Origin of the sequence: Pseudanabaena biceps PCC 7429, from assembly GCF_000332215.1 — a bacterium.
GTDB classification, from domain to species: domain Bacteria; phylum Cyanobacteriota; class Cyanobacteriia; order Pseudanabaenales; family Pseudanabaenaceae; genus Pseudanabaena; species Pseudanabaena biceps.
Genome location: NZ_ALWB01000110.1, coordinates 1 through 18,913, shown reverse-complemented (window position 1 = coordinate 18,913; position 18,913 = coordinate 1). Strand labels below are relative to the sequence as shown.

Here is an 18,913-nt window from a genome sequence, read left to right as displayed (position 1 = left end):
GTTTGATTTTGAAGCTACTTGCGTTAGGGAAAAATAAAACCCAAGAAGAGAAGGTCGGCGCGAAGCGCCGACCTTCTCTTCTTGGGTTTGGAGCTATAAATTGTTCGGAAAATTAAAAATCAAAATCTGAGATTGTATCGCCCGTTAATCGGGCGGTACGAGCTTCTAGGTTTTAAGTAGCTGCTTATTAATAGTGCTAAAAATACGCTAGGGTAGAGGGGAGAGCAGTTATTACCAATTACGAACTTCTTTCTTGTTTACCCTGTTAGCTCCTATGTCCCATCCCATTTTTGTCCTCGCTTCCGCATCTCCTACTCGCAAGAGCATTTTAGAAAATGCGGGTATCAAACCAATTGTCCGAGTTAGTCACTTTGACGAAGATGCGATTCAGGTGAGCGATCCGATGTCCTTGGTGCTGACCCTAGCACAGTGCAAGGCAAAGGCGATCGCCTCAGAATTTACGGGACAGAATGCGCTAATTATGGGCTGTGACTCGATCATGTATCTTAACGGCATGATTTACGGTAAACCTGACTCCAAAGAAATCGCGATCGCCACATGGCAAAAGATGCGGGGTAACTATTGCGAACTCTATACGGGGCATTGTTTGATTGATGCCAAGAATCAACGTTCGGCAATGCGCTATGGCGTGACTAAAGTATATTTTGCGGATGCTACGGATGCAGAAATTTTGACCTATGCCGAATCTGGCGAACCCTTGTGCTGCGCAGGATGCTTTACGATGGAAAAGATGGGGGGCTTGCTTATTGAAAAGATCGAAGGCTGTCATACCAATGTGTTGGGATTGAGCCTGCCAATTTTACGACAACTTTTAGCGGAGCTAGGCTATAGCATTCGGTTTAGTACTAATGGAACTGCGATCCAATGAATAGCGCCAATCGCAATACAGTCTGGGCAAGCATCGTTGCCGAAGAACTCTATCGGTCGGGAGTGCGGACAGTATGTATTTCTCCAGGATCGCGATCTACGCCACTGGTAATCGCTTTCGCCGAAATGCGCGATCGCTTTCCCGACTTGCAGCTTTTGGTACATATTGACGAGCGATCAAGCAGCTTCTTTGCCCTAGGCTTAGCCAAGGTGCAAAGGGCTCCTGTAGCTCTTCTTTGTACTTCGGGGACAGCCGCTGCTAACTATTATCCTGCCATTATTGAGGCTTATTATAGCCGCATTCCCCTCGTCGTCTTAACTGCCGATCGCCCTCCTGAAATGCGCGATTGTGGTTCGGGACAAACGATCGATCAGATTAATATTTATGGGAAATATGTGCGTTACTTCTTTGAAGTAGGCACACCTGAGATTCTTGGGTTGCGTTTGCGTTACCTGCGATCGCTCGTTAGCCGTAGTGTGAGTATGGCGCTTGGCAAAGGTGACGATCCCGCAGGGGCGGTACATCTTAATTTTCCTTTTCCCGATCCAATGCCACCGATTCCCGTTCCTGAGGATATACCCGACGATCTAGAACTGAGTAGTCCCGAAGCGGTCTTTGGGAATCCATCGGGCGGAGCCTATAGTCAAGTGATTACAGGAATGCGTTCGTTAGGTATGGATGCGATCGCCACCATTGCCAATCAAATTATCAGCCATCCTAAAGGGGTGCTTGTCGTGGGCGTATACGATTCACCACCAGAATTTTTAGAGTCTGTACGCCATCTGGCAAGAGCGACGGGCTATCCCTTACTGATTGAAGCTACAGGAGCAAGTCGTCATAATGAGATCGGACATTACGATAGCTTTTTGCGATCGGCAAACTTCTGTAACACCCATGTTCCGCAAATGGTGATTCGCTTTGGCGCAATGCCTACTTCCAAAAGCTATCTCGTCTGGTTACAGAAACATATTAATTGTCAACAAATCGTCGTCGGTAGCACCAATAGCGATCCCACCCATGGTATTACCCAATCGCTCAATGTCCATCCCGTCAACTTTTGCGAACAATTAGCCTATTACTTAGAGAACTATGCCCAGCCCATGTGGCAAGACAAGCAATGGCGATTAGATTTTGAATTAGCCGAAAGCATTACTGAAGATGTAATTAATAAATCCCTAGTAACGATTGATGAATTATTCGATGGGAAGGTTTATGCGGAACTTGCCGAACTTCTTCCCGCGCATACCTATATTTATGTGGCAAGCAGCACCCCTATCCGCGATCTTGATACATTTTTCCATAGCGATCGCCCAATTACGGTTCTAGCCAATCGCGGCGCTAATGGCATCGATGGAACTCTGTCGAGTGCCCTCGGTGCGGCATGGGGATGCGATCGCCCCATGGTGCTCATTTGTGGTGATCTTGCCTTCTACCACGACCTCAATGGACTGCTCGCCGCCAAAAAATACCCTATTTCTCTCACAGTGATTCTCTTAAATAACGATGGTGGCGGTATTTTCGATCTATTGCCCATTTCTCAATTCGAGAATACCTTTGAGGAATTCTTCGGTACGAGTCATGCGCTCGATTTTGCGCCGATCGTCTCCGCCTATGATTGCGAACATATCCTCATTAGAGATTGGCGAGATTTCCGCAATTCCGTAACTAATTCTTTAAATAGCCAAGGAACGCAAGTTTTAGAGATTAAAAGCGATCGCAAACGGAATAAAGAACTCCATTTTGCCATTTGGGATCGGGTCATCGAAAGTTGTGATCGCCAATTTATGCCACCTCACTAAGTAGCTAGGCATAATTAAAAACCAAAACCTAGAAGAGCGTACCGCCCGTGTAGCGGACGGTACGCTCTTCTAGGTTTTAAGGCTACTTAATACCAATTCACGAAAGTGTGACAACACTTTTGTGAATTAACAGCAATTACCGATCAAACGAACTACAAAGAAATCCTTGAAAGCGTTACAAAGCAACGCTTTCAATAATTTCCTTGGTTTGGGTTTGAGCGCAAAGCGCTGTAAGAAATGGCTACTCCGTTTCTTAACTTACGTGAATTCAGGATAATTTGAAACGGGGTTTGAGAAAGGGTTTGCGTAGCAAACCCTTTCTCAAAACCCAAAAGTAAAAGCCTTGCTACGCAAGGCTTTTACTTTTGGGTTTTTAAAATTTGTCAGCTTAACCCGAACTGACGTTAATTATTCACTGGGAAGGGAGTAGTACACTTGGCGGCAGCTATAAATCTCAAGTTTAGACTCGAAAAATTCTGCGAGTATGGCGTTCCATCCACTAAAAGATAAGTGGCGGTGCGAAGCACCGCCACTTATCTTTTGTTTTTTTGTACCTAAATATGCAAGACATAGAAAAGGCTACCAAAGGTAGCCTTTTCTATGCGATCGCTATAGTTTTACGAAATGAGAGCAATTTTGACTAAGTTTAAATCGCTTCTACACGCATCAAAACTTGACCATATTCAACTGGTTGAGAATTATCTACGAGAATTTCCACAATCTTGCCAGAAGACTCCGATTCGATTTCATTCATCAACTTCATCGCCTCAATAATACAGACAGTGCTGCCTTTTTTGACGGTATCGCCAATCTCGACAAACGGTGCATCATCGGGAGATGGAGAGCGATAGAACGTGCCAACCATTGGCGAAGTTATTTCTATCAGCTTTTTAGTAGGAAGAGAATCAGCGATCGTAGGTGTTGGAGCTACAGGACTCGTCGGTGGATTTTCGATCGCCGTAGTTGTCGCTGGTGCTGCGGTGATGGTAGCAGGAACTTGTGGTGCAGCTACCATCCTAGTTTCGCTTTTGCGAATACTCAAACGAACATCGCCTGATTCTAGCGTTAATTCGGTAATATCCGTCTTATTTAGAATCGTGACTAGCTCACGTACTTGTTCTAAGCTAAATTCCACCTAATTTTCACGCCCCAAATACGTGTCTTCACGAGTATCAATTTTAATGCGATCGCCGATATTCACAAATAAAGGAACATTGATCGATGCGCCAGTTTCTACCTTAGCGGCTTTGCTGCCGCCAGTTGCAGTATCACCTTTTAGCCCAGGATCGGTTTCGATAACCTCTAATACGACTGTGTTAGGTAATTCAACATCAATCACCCGCTCACCCCAGCGCACGACATTAACTTCCATGCCTTCCTTGATATATTTGACACGGCTGCCGATCTGAGCAGTAGTCAAATTTGCTTCTTCATAGCTCTGCATATCCATAAAGACATAATCATCACCATCTTTATAGGTATGCTGCATGGAGCTTTTTTCTAGAACCGCTTGAGGAACCATTTCCCCAGCTCTGAAGGTTCTTTCTAAGTTTTTACCTGTCATGGCGCTTTTTAGCGTGGTGCGTACAAATGCCGAACCTTTGCCAGGCTTTACGTGTAAGAATTCAACTACACGCCAGACTTCGCCATCAAGTTCAATTGTTACGCCGGGTCGAAAATCGTTACTAGAGATCATTGCAGATTGAGTAATAGCCAAATGTAATTTTAGCCTAGCGATGTAACCTTTGCGACAAAAACAAATAAAAAACCAGAAGATGAGTGGCGGCGCTTTGCGCCGTTACTCATCTTCTGGTTTTGCGTTCGCTAGTTTTGTCACACTCTCGTGAATTAAAGACCAAACTCAGTGGCAATGCCCAAAAATTTCTCTGGGTTTTATTCAAGCTCAAAGCGCTGTAGAGAAAATTGCTATAGAATTGAGTTTTTAGAGGAGCGATCATCCCATGTCAGTAAAAAAAGAGTTTAGTAGTTTTGATGCATTACTAGAAAGTTCAAAAGTACCTATTTTGGTGGATTTTTACGCGCCTTGGTGTGGTCCTTGCCAATTGATGACGGGGATTTTGGATAGGGTGAGCGAGGAAATGAAAGATAAGGTGCAGATTGTGAAGATCAATACTGATAACTATCCTGATCTAGCCTCTCAATATAGGGTTTTTGCTCTACCAACTTTAGTTTTATTTAAAGATGGCGAACCCGTAGATCGGGTCGAGGGGGTGATTCAATCCGATCAATTGTGCGATCGCATAGGGCCTTACTTATAAGCTACCCCAGAGCTAAAAATGGTATAGCCATTTGGGATAAAAAAGAGTCGGCACTTAGTGCCGACTCTTTTTTATAGATTAGGTTTATAGATTAGGATCGATTCCTAATTCGCGTAACTTTGCAGCCAATGCTTCAGCACGTTGATATTCTCTTTCAGCACGCATACGTTCTTGCTCAGCTTTTTCAGCATTCCACAAGAGCAGGTTGCTATCTTTGTCCCACCATCTTAGCCAGCAGGTGGTAGTGAGCATTCTTGTCCCTGACCATACGCCAAGAAACAAATTTAACTCGGCTATCCATACGCGACCATGCTCATCCTTGGGTTGAATCACATAATAGCCATTTTGTAAAACTCTTACTTCAAGATTTTGGACATAGGGATCGTAGGTGACATAGACAGGAACCTGCAAAATCTGCTCATAGAAATAAAGCTTGCCGTAGGGTGGCGTGGAGCGCACTGAAAACTCGCCGCCATCAGTATCAGATAAAAACTCCATAACAATACTGACAGCACTACCTTCACGGTATGGCGTATAGCTGCGGCGAATTACGCCTTCATCACTGGGATAAACATGAGGAACATATAGCCAATCTGGAGCTTTGACCACAATTTGTTTGTTGACTGTGGCTACTAAGCCAAAGTTAGAGACTATAAGAGCATTAGCCCCAATTAGATTGGCGGCAACTAGCGCCTCGGTAAGAGCCGCCGCTAATAATGGTTGTTGTTCGTTTTCCACGGGATCGTCTGGTAAAACATAGTCTGCGGGTAGTGGTTCCCAATTAATTGGGGGTTTGGTGGCGATCGCATTAACTGGAATGACCATAACTTGACCTCTGGCGATAAGGACTTAATTAGACGAGGCAATTTCCTAGATCTGCTAGCAGTTCTTCACGGTGTAAATTGCGTCCAATGATCACTAGCTGGTTATTTATAGATTTACCACGATCATCGGTTTTGAGTTCATAACGTTTACCGCTAAGCTGAAATACATAGCGATTGTCAATATTGGCAAAATTTAAGATGCCTTTGGCTCGAAATACATCTATGGGTAGTTTTTTATCAAGGAAGTTTTGAAACTTATCCAGATCGAACGGGCGATCGCTTTGAAATGAGATCGAAATAAACCCATCATTTTCTAGGTGATCGGAATGGTGATGATGTTCATGGTGATGATGCTCGTGATTACATTCGGGATCGTGGCAATGTTCATGGGTGTGAGCATCGCCATGATCGTGATGGGCGTGATCGTGATGGCTGCGATCGTGGCTAGCCTGTTGCGTCGAGGCGATCGCTGATTGGTCAATCTCGATGTCAAGAATTAATGGCAGGGGCACAACTCCTAATTGCGATCGCAAAATTCTTGCTTTAGTCTTAGTTTGATTGATGTAAGTTTCAAGATCTTGCAGCTTTGTTTCGGAAACTAGATCGGTTTTATTCAAAATAATGATGTCGCCATACATAATTTGGGAGTAGGCTGCATCACTATTGAAATGCTCAGCGGTAAATGCTTCAGAATCAACTACAGTCAAGATCGAATCGAGGCGAGTTAAGTGTTGTAACTCCGTCCCCAAGAAGGTTAAGGCAATTGGTAAGGGATCGGCAACGCCTGTAGTTTCGACGATCATGTAGTCAATGCGATCTCCTCTTTCGAGAACTTTGTAAACAGCATCAACCAGCCCATCATTAATGGTGCAGCAAATACAACCATTGCTCAGTTCCATCATGTTCTCATCAACTGAGATCAGCAACTGGCTATCGATATTGATATCCCCAAATTCATTTACTAAAACCGCAACCTTTAAATCCTGTTGGTTTTGTAAAATGTGGTTGAGCAAAGTGGTCTTACCACTTCCTAAAAAACCTGTGATGATTGTAACTGGCATTCCCCGTTTGGGGATATCCACATCAATAGCCTCTGGTGCAACTTCTTGTGTAGTAATGCGATCGGCGGAAGTGGGCATGGACTTTGCATAGAAATAACTGTAACCACCATTTTATAGCCTTTCCCAGTAGTTATGTCCTTAGAACCGCAAAGATGAGTAGCGACGCGAAGCGTCGCCACCCATCTTTGCGGTTGTTATATAACTACAGTCACCTGACTGAGGACAAATCAAACCCCAAGAATTGATTGGTGGCGCTTCGCGCCGCCAATCAATTCTTGGGGTTTATGTCCTAGTACACTTGGCGACAGCTATACAATGCAAAAGCGCAATCCAAAAGCATAATCCAAAAGTGCAATCCAAAAGTGCAATCCAAAAGCGCAAGGTCATAATTTTGACATTTACTTTCAGAGTTTTATATTCTAACTTTAATGAGCTATAGCTATAGTTAGCACGGATTGCCATGTCAGTTTCAGAATCTCGTATTGTTCCTTGTATTGAAGATATTCTCGCATCCTTAGAAGTTCGCCTTGAATTAGAGGAATCTAGTCATAAATTGCCCCTAACGCGATCGCTAGAGAAATGTTTATTGTTTGCTGAGGCTAATAAGTACGACGATCTGCATGAATTGCTCAAGCAAGAGGCCTATGGCTACAGCAACCCTGCACCTAACTATCGATATGTACAGTTAAGCTACTTTGATGTTGGTGGTCAGATGGTTAATGGTTTGAGTCAGTACAGTAGTTATCCTTTGGTCACTGGCGTTAATAAATTGGAACTACACCTAAAAAATGGACTGACATTGATGTTGCCTAAGCAAATTTTGGCTTTCTTGTCGAAAGTCTCGGGGCGTGAGGTAGATACGGGCTATCTCTCTCCACCAGCAATCAGTAATCTTTTGGATATTATTCGCCATGAAATCGCTGGTGAAATCACCCGAAAAATTTCCAAAAGGGCAAGCTAGCTAAATCCATTCAAGTTTTAGTGATGGCATTAATCTTTGCAGATTTTTGAGGGATTTTCCTTGCCAAGGTATGACTTCAGAGCCTTGAACGATGATACTAATAGTTTCTTTTTGCCGAACCTTGATCACAAACTTAGATAAAATATTAATACCTGAACTATTTAGGAATTCTAATTGACAAAGATTTAGTTTGATTTTTTTTGGAGGTTCTTCCAGTGATTTTTCTAAAATCTGAACGATTGGTGCATATTCCTCCGTACCCGCTAAACGTAACGAACCTTGACAATAGATAGCCATTTCTGAGGGCTCATACCAAACGCGATAATCGTCTCCTTTCACTTCCATTCTTTCTCTTCTCCTAATACTTCCTAATACAAAAATCCAATTAATCTTTTCTAAAAAAATTCCTAAAAAAACTTCCTAGTTTATGCGCTGAAGATATGGCTAAATTGGTAACTGTATCATTGTAGTGACCATAACTATATCTATGTTATTTGGAGACTGTTCAAACTTCCATCCTAAAACTGCTTCATAGTCCATGATCATTGTCAAATACCCAAGCCCTGAACTTGCGTCATTATCGTTATCAACGCTTTTTTCGACTTGATTGATGTACATTTCACCAATGTCACTAGTGGTGAGTTCTTGTAGGTAAGATTGGAAGTTGGCGATCGCATCTTGGTGAACGGAGTTTTTGGATAAAAATATGAGGCGATCGCTAAACAAATGGACTTCTAGATTAACGGGTTGCCCCGCAGTTTTATCGCTATACTTCATTGCATTTTCCAGCAATTCGTTGGCAACAAAACTAACGGCAGAACGAATTTCTGTTTGTTTATTTAAGGCTGCACTAGTATCACCTGGAAAAAAATTCTTAACATAATCTCCCAAAAAGTCAGCCGAAAGCCCATTTGTCTTCCATCGTAGCTGAATTGGCAATGAGGATGGCGAAAATCCCAGAACTAAAAATTCGCTTCTTTCCGAAAAGTCTTCTGTAAATTCTCCAAATATTTGCGCCATAATTAACGCCACTTTTACTGCTTTTATAGTTGTTCGGCTCTTTCAAGAGTTTGCATATTTGACAAAGCCTTAATAAACCTATGCTCTCTTTTACTATGTTTAGGGACACGATGCAACCTCATAAGGAGCTAAGGCATAATTAAAAACACAGGCGGTAAGCTCTTATCAAACCCCTAAGGATGAGTGGCGGCGCGAAGCGCCGCCACTCATCCTTAGGGGTTTAACCTTACGTTGTTATAAAATTGCAAAACTAACTGTCTAACGATAAAACTAAATGTCTGACCAAAGCGCTCAAAATGATATTCGCGATCGCGGCGATCGCTCAGTCGAGCAGTGGTTTATCTGTAAACGTGATACAGGTATATGTGAAATTATTAAGGCTGACAATAAGGAAAGTATTGCTAATTCTGTTGAAACTTGGGGCGGGTTTGCCTCTCAAGGTGAAGCGATCGCTAAACGGATCGGGCTCATCCGTGCGGGAAAATGTCAACCGCTTTAGATAAGTAGCTAGGCGCAATTAAATATAAAACCCAAAAACCTGTGGTGCAAGCTGCGCTTGCGCCACAGGTTTTTAATCTGGATTTTAATTATGCCCAGCTACTTAGCAGGACAAGATGACATGAAGATGGTGCTATTGATGATATTCGATAAACTTTTAAAAGCCTTGCAAAGCAAGGCTTTTAAAAGTTTATCGATGTAGCCATGAGGCGGTAGTATAATACGGGACTACTTTTGTGGGAATTTTTACGTCATGATATCCGTTTCCGCTCGATTTGAAGAACTGCGAGCTAAAGGTCAAGCCGCGCTGATTCCATTCATTACGGCTGGCGATCCTAATTTAGAGACCACAGCCAAGGCTTTGCGGGTTTTGGATCGGAACGGCGCGGACATGATTGAGTTGGGGGTGCCCTATTCCGATCCCCTAGCAGATGGTCCCGTAATTCAGGCAGCGGCAACTAGGGCTTTGCAAAAAGGGACAACCCTTGAAAAGGTTTTGGATGTGGTCAGGACGGTTGCGCCCGAACTCCGATCGCCCATTATTTTATTTACCTATTACAACCCGATTTTAAATATTGGGGTGGAAAAATTTTTACAAACGATCTATGAGGCTGGAGTCCGAGGGTTAGTCGTTCCCGATCTGCCGCTTGAAGAATCCCATGTTTTGCTGGAGCCAGCCCAAAAAGCAGGTATCGAGGTGATTTTATTGATTGCTCCGACTAGTCCTCCCGATCGCTGTGCAGCGATCGCCGAAAAGTCACAGGGCTTTATTTATGTGGTGAGTGCCACGGGGGTCACAGGAGTTCGTACCGAGGTTGCTAAGGGGGTCAAGACAATGATCGAGCAACTCAGAGTAATTACGGACAAACCGATCGCCGTTGGCTTTGGAATCTCCCAGCCCGAACATGCTAAGCAAGTCATTGATTGGAATGCGGATGGAGCGATCGTGGGTAGCGCGATGGTGAAGAAGTTGGCTGAGCCTGATGGCGGACTCCATGCGATCGCGGAACTTTGCAAAACTCTTAAACAATCTATCAGTAGAGATTAGGAGTTAGAGATTAAGGCTTATGAATATTTTGATCGGTGTGGGCATTGCGATCGCGGGCTTAGGTGGCTTTGTCCTCTTTCTATGGCTTTTGTTTGAATGGCAATACAAAACTCGCCAAGGCAATTTGCTAGAGTTTGACAGCGGGGTTTGGCAATTTCTGACCTATGAGCCAGAGCATTATCGTTTGGAATTACTTCTAACTGCGACCAATCACACCCGTAATCTTGATGTATTTCTGGTAGAAGTAAATCCTATACTGTCTCTGCTATCCAGCGATAATCTCGACGAAATCCATAGTAAGGTACAACTGCGATCGCGCCATCCCAATACGGGCAGTCGTAATGATAATTATTGGGAGTCCTATATTGTCAATCCCAACCAGAGTACGGGAGTGGAGATTCAGATCGACCTGAGCGGCAAGAATCTCGAAGAACTGAAAACTGCATGGGTACGCGTTTGCTACACCATCTATGGACCAGCGGGACGCGAAGAAAAAATTAAACACTGCATTATCCCCCTACAGTTTCCCGATGCAAATCAAAGGGAGCGCTGGCGACCAACCCCCGATGCGGATGTATTGCCAATTCGTACTCATATTCTTTCTGCTGGAGATAACCCTGTAGAAGTCATGCAAAGGTATGTGATTAGCCATGCCCAAGCTGGAGATATTGTGACGATCGCTGAAACCCCGATCGCGATTATGCAGGGTAATTTCTATCATCCCAGCGATATCAAGCCTCAATGGTTAGCCAAGCGCCTTTGTTATTACTTTAAAAGTACCTCTAGCCTTGCCACAGCCTGTGGTTTGCAATCCTTAATCAATGAGTCGGGTGCATGGCGCGTTGCCTTTGCCTTTGTAGTCGGTTCGCTGGCTAAGGCAATATTTCGCGTACCTGGAGTGTTTTATATGCTTGCGGGCGAGCAGGCGCGATTGATTGATGATGTGACTGGTACTTTGCCCCCCTACGATCAATTTATTGTCTTAGGACCTAAAAATCCTCAAGCAGTAGTCGATGAAATTAAAGCTGGTACGGGACTAGAAGCAGCGATCGTGGATGTAAACGATCTACGGCGGGTTAAGGTCTTAGCTTCTACGTCAGGCGTATCTGAAAACTTGCTCAATCAAGCTCTATTAATGAACCCTGCGGGTAATGCTGCTGAACAAACACCAATAGTTTTAATTCGCCCCAATACGCCTACCTAATACCAATTCACGAAAGTGTTGTCACACTTTCGTGAATTAAAAACGAAACCTAGTAAGGGTTTTCAAGTTAAGAAATGGCTACGCCATTTTGAGCTTTGGTATTATAAATACAAATAAAAAAAGCGGTGCAGAGCACCGCTTTTTTTATTTGTATTTATGGCAGTTTAGGATACTGGCGAAAATTGGGTTTGCGCTTTTCTAGAAAAGCCTGTTTACCCTCCTGAGCCTCTTGAGTCATATAAAACAACAGGGTGGCATTCCCCGCCAACTCCTGAATTCCCGCTTGTCCGTCACAATCGGCATTAAATGCAGACTTGAGACAACGAATCGCCAGAGGACTCTTATCTAAAATTTCTTGAGCCCATTGGATGCCTTCAGCTTCCAATTTTTCGATGGGTACAACCTTATTGACTAAACCCATTTCTAGGGCTTCTTGGGCATCGTATTGGCGGCAGAGGTACCAAATTTCTCGTGCTTTTTTCTGACCGACTAGTCTGGCTAGATAAGATGCGCCAAAACCACCATCAAAGCTGCCTACCATTGGTCCCGTTTGACCAAAAATAGCATTATCAGCGGCGATCGTGAGATCGCAAACGACATGTAGTACATGACCGCCGCCGATCGCATAGCCAGCAACTAGAGCAATAACGGGTTGAGGCATCGTGCGAATGAGTCGTTGCAGGTCGAGTACGTTCAAACGCGGCACGCCAGACTCGGAAATATAGCCACCATCACCGCGCACTTTTTGATCTCCCCCCGCACAAAAGGCATATTTACCGTCAGGGGCAGGTCCTGCTCCTGTCAGCAAAACTACGCCAATCTCAATATCTTCTCTAGCATCGGCAAAGGCGGCGATCATTTCCACGATCGTTTTAGGGCGAAAAGCATTACGCACATGGGGACGATTGATCGTAATTTTGGCGATCCCATCAGCTTTGTGATAGAGAATGTCTTCAAATTCGGCGGCGAGTTGCCAGTCGGTCATGGTTTTGGAAGAAAAAAGTACAGGGATTCATCTTATCAAAAGTTATCTTATACCAAAGCTGAAAATGGCTACGCCATTTTCAGCTTTGGTCAGAATCGTTGGGGTGGCTCCGCCGCCCCAACGATTCTGGTTTTATATTTGGTGCTTCATTAAATCGCAAGTCCCTAAGGTTTTGAGATTCAAAAAATGGCGTTGCCATTTTTTGAATTGGGATTACTTAGAGTCGAAGCGGTGCTGTTAAATTTTGTCAGCGATCATGTATACAGGAAATAAAGTATTAAGCTATACATGTATACATCATAGCTAGGATTGATTTCAGGAGAAGATCGTAATGATTATTGTATGGAATAGCTTTTTCTTAGGAGTTATTTCTGCTTTTGCCTGCTCTAGCTTAGCTTTGTGGGTAATGGTAATGCTTTCGTTGGGGAAATCTCCTTTGCAATTTAAGTAGACATGGGCACTCGAAATTTCTATGAAGCTATATGAAACTAAGGGAGAGACATTACTTTAACCGTGATGTCTTTCCTTATTATGGGTTTTACCATGACGATTGTATAGACGATTGCTATAATTGAAGTCTCAAATTTTTTAAGTAAGGGCAAATAATGGCAACTCCCCACAGGACAAAACAGGTAAATCTTCGTTTTCCCCTGCCTTTATTAAGCCAAATCAAATCTCAAGCTGATGCAAAACAACAGGCGATCGCTGATTGGATCTTAGCTGTCGTAAGTCGCGAATTTGTCCCAGCCGCAGAGCCATCACCAGAGCCAGAGCAATCGGTCGTAGAGTCAGAAACAGCCCCATTTACCTTGCATCCCGAACTGCTAACCTATGTGGAAAGTAGTTTAGCGCCTTTGTATTCTCAAATTAGTGAATTGAGGACACAGTTGGGGGAGTCCAAAGCCTGATTGACCAAGGGAAATCCAGTCAGGCAAATAATTATGTCCCTCAAGAAGATCGTGCAGATCGCCGCAGTCAAGCACCTGCTAGTGGGGTTAGTTCTTTCGCTAATGCCAAACCATTATTTAACTCTTTAGCAGGCTTTGCTTTAGAGGTGGGCGATCGCCTAATGATCAATGGCGAAGAAGTAATTTTTAAAGGATGGGTCGATCAATCGCAGACAGCGATCGAGGTAAAGGCGATCGCCGATCCCTCTTCAGTCAAAAAAATTCGCGCTAAAGAAATCAAAAGCCTGTCACGATCGCAGGATCTTGATAATGTCGAGCGGTCAGTCCCTCAATCCCCAGAGCCATCGGGTGATCATCGTGAAGCTCAGTCAAGGACGGCGGAAAACTTAGACCCATCTCCTTCCGAATCAGCCGATAAGGAAAATGGCGCGGATATTCCTTTGAATGATCTTAGGGACAACCCTCAAGCGTCAGCAGCTAGCGATCGCCATGAAGTATCAGAGGAAGTTATCGAAAAGCCCAAAGAACCTGAATATAACGCTTGGGAAGTCTGGACTTATTTAGAACGTCAACGGGTAAAAACCTTAAAACTGCTTAATACATTTCAGGCAGAATGGGAAGCAAATCGCTTTGTCCGTGAAGCTGAACGCAGTGCGCCGCCTAACTTGCGAGTGCATTATGAGGTGCGCCCGATCTGGCTAGATGAAGAAGAAATTAAACGCTCTTATCAAAATGCCGCCAGCTCCTATACATCTCCTGATGCTCGGGATGAGAGCCATCACGAAGAATATGAGGATGCGATCGATGTGGAGGTGGTTACAGAGTCATTGTAAAATTCTTAACAATACAAAAAATATTATTTAGATTATTTGGAGAAAATTATGGGAGAACTAGCAAATGCAATGATCCTATCGATGGTATTGATTCCCGTCGGTATTGCCTTTGGATACTTTTTACTAAAGCTACAGGGCGAAGAACAAGAAGAAGCTTAATTGTTATCTTTTTTCGTTGTCTTTTTTATAGAAGTGAGACAAAAGCGGTGCTAAGCGCCGCTTTTGTCTTTTTTAATAAAAATCTCTTACAGCAATTATCGATCAAACGAACCACAAGGAAATTTTTGAAAGCGTTGCTTTGCAACGCTTTCAAAAATTTCCTTGGTTTGGGTTTGAGCGCATTGCGCTATAAGTAACGTGAGTTCGGTTTAAGCTGGCAAGTTTTAAAAGCCCAAAAGTAAAAGCCTTGCTACGCAAGGCTTTTACTTTTGGGCTTTGAGAAAGGGTTTGCTACGCAAACCCTTTCTCAAAGCCCGTTTCAAATTATCCCGAACTCACATTAAGTAGCTAGGCGCAATTAAATATAAAATTCCGATCACATTATATTAAACATTGCAGGCGCACAATGACTCAGACTATCGATCTCTCCGCAACAGGAGAATTTTTATCCGTTAGCGATCTAAAAAAGTTGCATGGTTTTACCGAGTCTGCGATCGAAAAATTTTTAGGGGAATGTGATGCGAATCAGCCTAACCCTAAATCAAAAAGTACTAAACCCGTTAAGCTTTACAGTGCAGCAAGGGTAGACAAGGTTTTACATGACGAGCTATTTATTGAATGGCAAACCAAAAAGAAAACAGCGTCTTCTAAACGTAGTAAACCCATTGAGGCAACAATCGAAGCTGTAGTTGCAAATTTGGACTCTAATGTCTCTGAAATAGTCACTGAAGCAACTGAAGTCACTGAGGCGATCGCAGACAAAAAAACTCTTGCTTTTGATTTTGATTTAGGGTTAGGTGAACTAGTGACCGCCGATTGGTGCGAGTTTGCTTGGGAAAATTTTCAGGTTGATGGCGATCGCAATTTTTCGGAAGAGGAAAAATTACATGCAGTTACTACGGTCAACAAAATGCTCGCAGCGGCTTATTGGTTTTCCCCTGAATTGTTCTTCGATGCTTTTACTCAACCAATTAAGAAGAACGATCAAAACGTAAATCTAGAGTCATTAGCAAAGGGCTATAAAGAAGAGATCCTTGCCAAAGGATTTAAGGGAATCCCGTTGGTGACTTTTATGATTCGCGATCGCCAAGACAACACAAAAGTAATGCTCGATTCTGCCCCCTACAAATTGATGGCGATCGCTGATTTATATAAATTAGGTTCCCTTCCTGCTGATTTTAGGATTCCTGTCTTTGATCTGAAAAAATTGAAATCGATGGTAAGAGATAAGTATGGCGCTAATCTAGATTTTGCCCTGAAATACGCGATCGCAGGTGGCGAACTCGGGCGTGATTTTGCCCTGAGGGAAATTTCGCGAAATTGGCTCACTAGTCTTTGTACTGGTATCTCTGTGCCTCTCTGATACCAATTCACAAAAGTGTGACAACTCTTTTGTGAATTAAAAAAAACAAAACCTGTAGCGCACGCTGCGCGTGCGCTACAGGTTTTGTTTTTTTAATTTATCAAGTTAAGAAATGGCGTAGCCATTTCTTAACTTTGCATGACTTCTCAACCATGCTCTAAAAAATAAATCAGCTTAAGGCTAAAACTTCCGTATCAATCGCGATCGGATGACTTAAGTCTATATCGGGGGGATTTTTAGCAAGCTCACTGATCGGCATTTGATATATCGGATGTATCCAATCGGCGGCAATTTCGGCAAGGGGCAGTAAAACGAAAGCGCGATCGCCCATGCGTGGATGGGGTAAAACTAGCTCTGGCTTATCTAAGACGCGATCACCATAAAGCAACAAATCGAGATCTAAGGTTCTTGCGCCCCAACGTTCTCGCCGCTCGCGCCCAAAGATTTGTTCGGTATAGAAAAGGGCTTGTAAAAGTTGCAGGGGGGGTAAACTCGTTCTTAAAACCGCACAACCATTGATATAGTCTGGCTGGGGATCTGCATTGGGTAAAACGATCGCCTTAGTCCGATACCAACGGGAAACCCTCACCACCTCGATTTCTGGAAGGGTTGAGAGTTGCGCGATCGCAGCTTGGACAATTTTCTCGGGGTCACCTATCGTACTGCTTAGATTACTACCTAGGGCGATCGCGCAAAGCTCAGTCATGAATTTTTAATTAATAACAACAAAGACGCTGCATTGCAGCGCCTTTATGGAATTATACGGGAACCACTTCACTCGTGCGATAGAGCTTTGCTCCCACATTACGCAGTTTTTCTTCAATGCGATCATAACCGCGATCGAGGTGGTGTAAGCCCATTACCGTCGTTTCTCCATCCGCAGCTAGCCCTGCAATTACCAAGGCAGCCGAGGCGCGCAAATCCGTTGCCATTACAGGAGCGCCCGATAATTGGGGTACTCCCGTGACTACCGCTACATTATTTTTGAGGCGAATGTTTGCCCCCATACGATTTAACTCGGCAACATGCTGAAGACGATTTTCAAAGACCGTTTCCGTAACCACACCATTACCCTCGCAAATGGTCAGTAAAGCCATAAACTGTGCTTGCATATCGGTGGGAAATCCAGGATAGGGCAGGGTCTCGATGTCTACGGCTCGATAGCGATCGCCACCAATGACAGTGATCATATTGTCAGAGTCTTGGCGCACAGTGACACCCATATCTTGCAATTTGGAAATTGCAGCAGTCAGATGGGCAGGAATCACAGGCGATAGCGATAAGGTAGAACGCGTAATTGCAGCGGCAACCATAAAAGTAGCTGCCTCAACGCGATCAGGAATTGCCGTAAAATCAGCAAAATGCAGCTTATCGACCCCATTGATAACGATCGTACTCGTGCCAGCCCCTCGAATTTTTGCCCCCATAGCAATACAGAGATCGGCAAGGTCAACTACTTCAGGTTCGAGTGCAGCATTTTCAATAATGGTCTCACCCTCTGCTAAGGTTGCCGCCATCATCAGGGTTTCGGTTGCGCCCACACTTGGATAATCGAGGTAAATCTTTGCCCCTTGCAAGCGCCCATTACTACTCATACAGTGGGCATGAACAATACCATGTTCAATCTGTACAAATGCTCCTAAAGCTTGTAAACCCCGTACATGTAGCTCGACGGGACGCGCTCCGATCGCACAGCCTCCAGGTAAAGGCATTTTTGCTGAGCCCATTCTTGCCAACAGTGAACCTAGCGCAAAAAAGCTGGCTCTCATTTTGCTGACCAACTCATAGGGGGCGGAATTTCTACTCAGATTACTGGTATCGAGATCGAGCACTTCTCCATTGCGGGAAATTTTAACCCCAAGGGCTTCAAGGATGTCACACATACTCTGCACATCTGCGAGATAGGGCACATTCCGAATGCGGCAACCCTCGGAGGATAAGAGCGTGCCAGCCATGAGGGCAAGAATCGAATTTTTGGCTCCGCTAATGGGAACATGACCAGATAAGGGCGCTTTTCCGATGATGCGGAGGACAGGAGTGCTGGGTTCAATTTGGGGCATTTGCGAAGATTCGAGCGTAGTTAGTTCAGTTGGCTCAGGGATTTGCGAAGCTTTGCCGAGATCCGTCGTCGATTGCATAGGCTGTGATTGTAAATTATTTGCACTATTATTTGCACTAGTGGCATTGGTGGTAGAAACGATCGCCTTATCCTCCTCACATCAGAGATTAACGTGGCTAAGAGTTTAGCGGAGTATATCCGAAAAACTGTTAACTTTTGTACAGTAGGTGTATTTACTCATTATTAGCGATCGCGCCCTATTATGTCCAAACCCTATCAAATTATCCCGATCTCAGAATGTGGCGAGCAACTTGTGGCAATCACTAGCGATATTTGTAGGATCGCTCCCCATCCTTATATGGCGTTAGGCGCTCCCTATGGCGATCGCTCTCCTTTTTTTATACGGCAGGGGATCTTAGAAAAATTGCAAAAATCTCAAGCTTATTTACAGACCCTGCGCCCAAACTGGCAAATTGCGGTTTTTGATGCCTATCGCCCCATTCCCGTTCAACAATTTATGGTGGATTATAGTTTCACGCAACTGGCTGAAAGTAAGGGCTTATCCATAGAAAATCTGACGAAAGAGCAAAAAGAATCACTAATGATGGAAGTGATCAAATTTTGGGCTATTCCGAGTGACGATCCGAAAACCCCTCCTCCTCATAGCACGGGAGCCGCGATCGATGTAACCCTGTATAGAGCACCCTCCCAAGGCGAGGACTCTATACAAGAAATAAATATGGGTTCGCCAATTGACGAAATTAGCGATCGCTCTTTGCCTGATTACTTTGCCGATTCCCTAGACATTAAGGAGAGGGAATTTCATCGCGATCGGCAATTGTTAAACCAAGTGATGACCCATAGCGGATTCCAAAGGCATCCCAATGAATGGTGGCATTTTTCCTATGGCGATCAACTGTGGGCATGGATTAGTAATGAGAACTCAGCGATGTATGGAGGAGTTAAATAGTTCACCAAAAAACTAAACCCAGAAGCGAGTAACGCCCGCGTAGCGGGCGTTAC

Annotated in this window: 21 protein-coding genes; 12 read left to right on the top strand and 9 right to left on the bottom strand. The window is 44.1% G+C overall.

The features are described 5' to 3' along the window. The first annotated feature begins 274 nt into the window (after positions 1-274). Positions 275-889, top strand: a complete 615-nt coding sequence (locus tag PSE7429_RS13225) for a nucleoside triphosphate pyrophosphatase (RefSeq protein ID WP_009627722.1) — start codon at positions 275-277, stop codon at positions 887-889. Next, on the top strand, positions 886-2,688 hold the full coding sequence (menD, locus tag PSE7429_RS13220; protein ID WP_009627721.1) for a 2-succinyl-5-enolpyruvyl-6-hydroxy-3-cyclohexene-1-carboxylic-acid synthase: 1,803 nt from the start codon (positions 886-888) through the stop codon (positions 2,686-2,688). The genes PSE7429_RS13225 and menD overlap by 4 nt, the downstream gene beginning before the upstream one ends. A gap of 646 nt (positions 2,689-3,334) precedes the next feature. Here menD and accB read toward each other — a convergent pair. Continuing rightward, complete coding sequence (accB, locus tag PSE7429_RS13215; RefSeq protein ID WP_009627720.1) at positions 3,335-3,823, bottom strand: acetyl-CoA carboxylase biotin carboxyl carrier protein; 489 nt, start codon at positions 3,821-3,823, stop codon at positions 3,335-3,337. Next, positions 3,824-4,384, bottom strand: coding sequence for an elongation factor P (gene efp, locus PSE7429_RS13210; RefSeq protein ID WP_009627719.1), 561 nt, complete (start codon positions 4,382-4,384; stop codon positions 3,824-3,826). A gap of 265 nt (positions 4,385-4,649) precedes the next feature. Here efp and trxA point away from each other — a divergent pair, with 265 nt between their 5' ends. After that, a complete protein-coding gene (gene trxA / locus PSE7429_RS13205; protein WP_009627718.1) occupies positions 4,650-4,967 on the top strand; it encodes a thioredoxin in 318 nt (105 codons plus the stop codon). 84 nt (positions 4,968-5,051) lie between these two features. Here the strand turns inward: trxA and PSE7429_RS13200 are convergent, their stop codons facing one another. Continuing rightward, complete coding sequence (locus tag PSE7429_RS13200; protein WP_009627717.1) at positions 5,052-5,792, bottom strand: Uma2 family endonuclease; 741 nt, start codon at positions 5,790-5,792, stop codon at positions 5,052-5,054. A gap of 28 nt (positions 5,793-5,820) precedes the next feature. Next, a complete protein-coding gene (locus PSE7429_RS13195; protein WP_009627716.1) occupies positions 5,821-6,930 on the bottom strand; it encodes a CobW family GTP-binding protein in 1,110 nt (369 codons plus the stop codon). A 382-nt stretch (positions 6,931-7,312) separates the two neighbouring features. Here PSE7429_RS13195 and PSE7429_RS13190 point away from each other — a divergent pair, with 382 nt between their 5' ends. Then, a complete protein-coding gene (locus PSE7429_RS13190) occupies positions 7,313-7,813 on the top strand; it encodes a hypothetical protein (protein WP_009627715.1) in 501 nt (166 codons plus the stop codon). Here the strand turns inward: PSE7429_RS13190 and PSE7429_RS13185 are convergent, their stop codons facing one another. After that, positions 7,814-8,158, bottom strand: coding sequence for a slr1659 superfamily regulator (locus tag PSE7429_RS13185; protein WP_009627714.1), 345 nt, complete (start codon positions 8,156-8,158; stop codon positions 7,814-7,816). 99 nt (positions 8,159-8,257) lie between these two features. Then, positions 8,258-8,833, bottom strand: coding sequence for a slr1658 superfamily regulator (locus PSE7429_RS13180; protein WP_009627713.1), 576 nt, complete (start codon positions 8,831-8,833; stop codon positions 8,258-8,260). A 274-nt stretch (positions 8,834-9,107) separates the two neighbouring features. On the opposite strand from PSE7429_RS13180, the gene PSE7429_RS13175 reads away from it, so the two are divergent. From PSE7429_RS13175 to PSE7429_RS13165, 3 genes are all read left to right on the top strand, one after another. Beyond that, the gene (locus tag PSE7429_RS13175; RefSeq protein ID WP_009627712.1) at positions 9,108-9,332 is read left to right on the top strand and encodes a hypothetical protein; all 225 of its coding nucleotides are present in this window, start codon (positions 9,108-9,110) and stop codon (positions 9,330-9,332) included. 252 nt (positions 9,333-9,584) lie between these two features. After that, positions 9,585-10,379 carry a tryptophan synthase subunit alpha gene (gene trpA / locus PSE7429_RS13170; protein ID WP_009627711.1) on the top strand — a complete coding sequence of 265 codons (795 nt, stop codon included), beginning with the start codon at positions 9,585-9,587 and terminating at the stop codon, positions 10,377-10,379. 19 nt (positions 10,380-10,398) lie between these two features. Next, positions 10,399-11,583 carry a DUF129 domain-containing protein gene (locus PSE7429_RS13165; RefSeq protein ID WP_009627710.1) on the top strand — a complete coding sequence of 395 codons (1,185 nt, stop codon included), beginning with the start codon at positions 10,399-10,401 and terminating at the stop codon, positions 11,581-11,583. Positions 11,584-11,737: 154 nt separating this feature from the next. On the opposite strand, the gene menB is transcribed toward PSE7429_RS13165, so the two are convergent. Continuing rightward, positions 11,738-12,568, bottom strand: coding sequence for a 1,4-dihydroxy-2-naphthoyl-CoA synthase (gene menB, locus PSE7429_RS13160; protein ID WP_009627709.1), 831 nt, complete (start codon positions 12,566-12,568; stop codon positions 11,738-11,740). 605 nt (positions 12,569-13,173) lie between these two features. Here menB and PSE7429_RS13155 point away from each other — a divergent pair. The 4 genes from PSE7429_RS13155 to PSE7429_RS23710 all read left to right on the top strand — a co-directional run bounded on the left by PSE7429_RS13155 (position 13,174) and on the right by PSE7429_RS23710 (position 15,831). Continuing rightward, a complete protein-coding gene (locus tag PSE7429_RS13155; RefSeq protein WP_009627707.1) occupies positions 13,174-13,476 on the top strand; it encodes a hypothetical protein in 303 nt (100 codons plus the stop codon). Between the two features lie 161 nt (positions 13,477-13,637). Beyond that, positions 13,638-14,309 carry a hypothetical protein gene (locus PSE7429_RS13150; protein ID WP_009627706.1) on the top strand — a complete coding sequence of 224 codons (672 nt, stop codon included), beginning with the start codon at positions 13,638-13,640 and terminating at the stop codon, positions 14,307-14,309. A gap of 48 nt (positions 14,310-14,357) precedes the next feature. Further along, a complete protein-coding gene (gene petM / locus PSE7429_RS13145; RefSeq protein WP_009627705.1) occupies positions 14,358-14,468 on the top strand; it encodes a cytochrome b6-f complex subunit PetM in 111 nt (36 codons plus the stop codon). A 406-nt stretch (positions 14,469-14,874) separates the two neighbouring features. Next, complete coding sequence (locus PSE7429_RS23710) at positions 14,875-15,831, top strand: hypothetical protein (protein WP_009627704.1); 957 nt, start codon at positions 14,875-14,877, stop codon at positions 15,829-15,831. Positions 15,832-16,000: 169 nt separating this feature from the next. On the opposite strand, the gene folK is transcribed toward PSE7429_RS23710, so the two are convergent. After that, positions 16,001-16,537, bottom strand: coding sequence for a 2-amino-4-hydroxy-6-hydroxymethyldihydropteridine diphosphokinase (gene folK / locus PSE7429_RS13135; protein WP_009627703.1), 537 nt, complete (start codon positions 16,535-16,537; stop codon positions 16,001-16,003). Between the two features lie 52 nt (positions 16,538-16,589). Further along, a complete protein-coding gene (gene murA / locus PSE7429_RS13130; protein ID WP_009627702.1) occupies positions 16,590-17,969 on the bottom strand; it encodes a UDP-N-acetylglucosamine 1-carboxyvinyltransferase in 1,380 nt (459 codons plus the stop codon). Between the two features lie 183 nt (positions 17,970-18,152). Between murA and PSE7429_RS13125 the strand changes: the two genes are divergently transcribed. Continuing rightward, positions 18,153-18,860: a M15 family metallopeptidase gene (locus PSE7429_RS13125; protein WP_009627701.1), complete on the top strand. Its 708-nt coding sequence runs from the start codon at positions 18,153-18,155 to the stop codon at positions 18,858-18,860. Positions 18,861-18,913 lie beyond the last annotated feature (53 nt).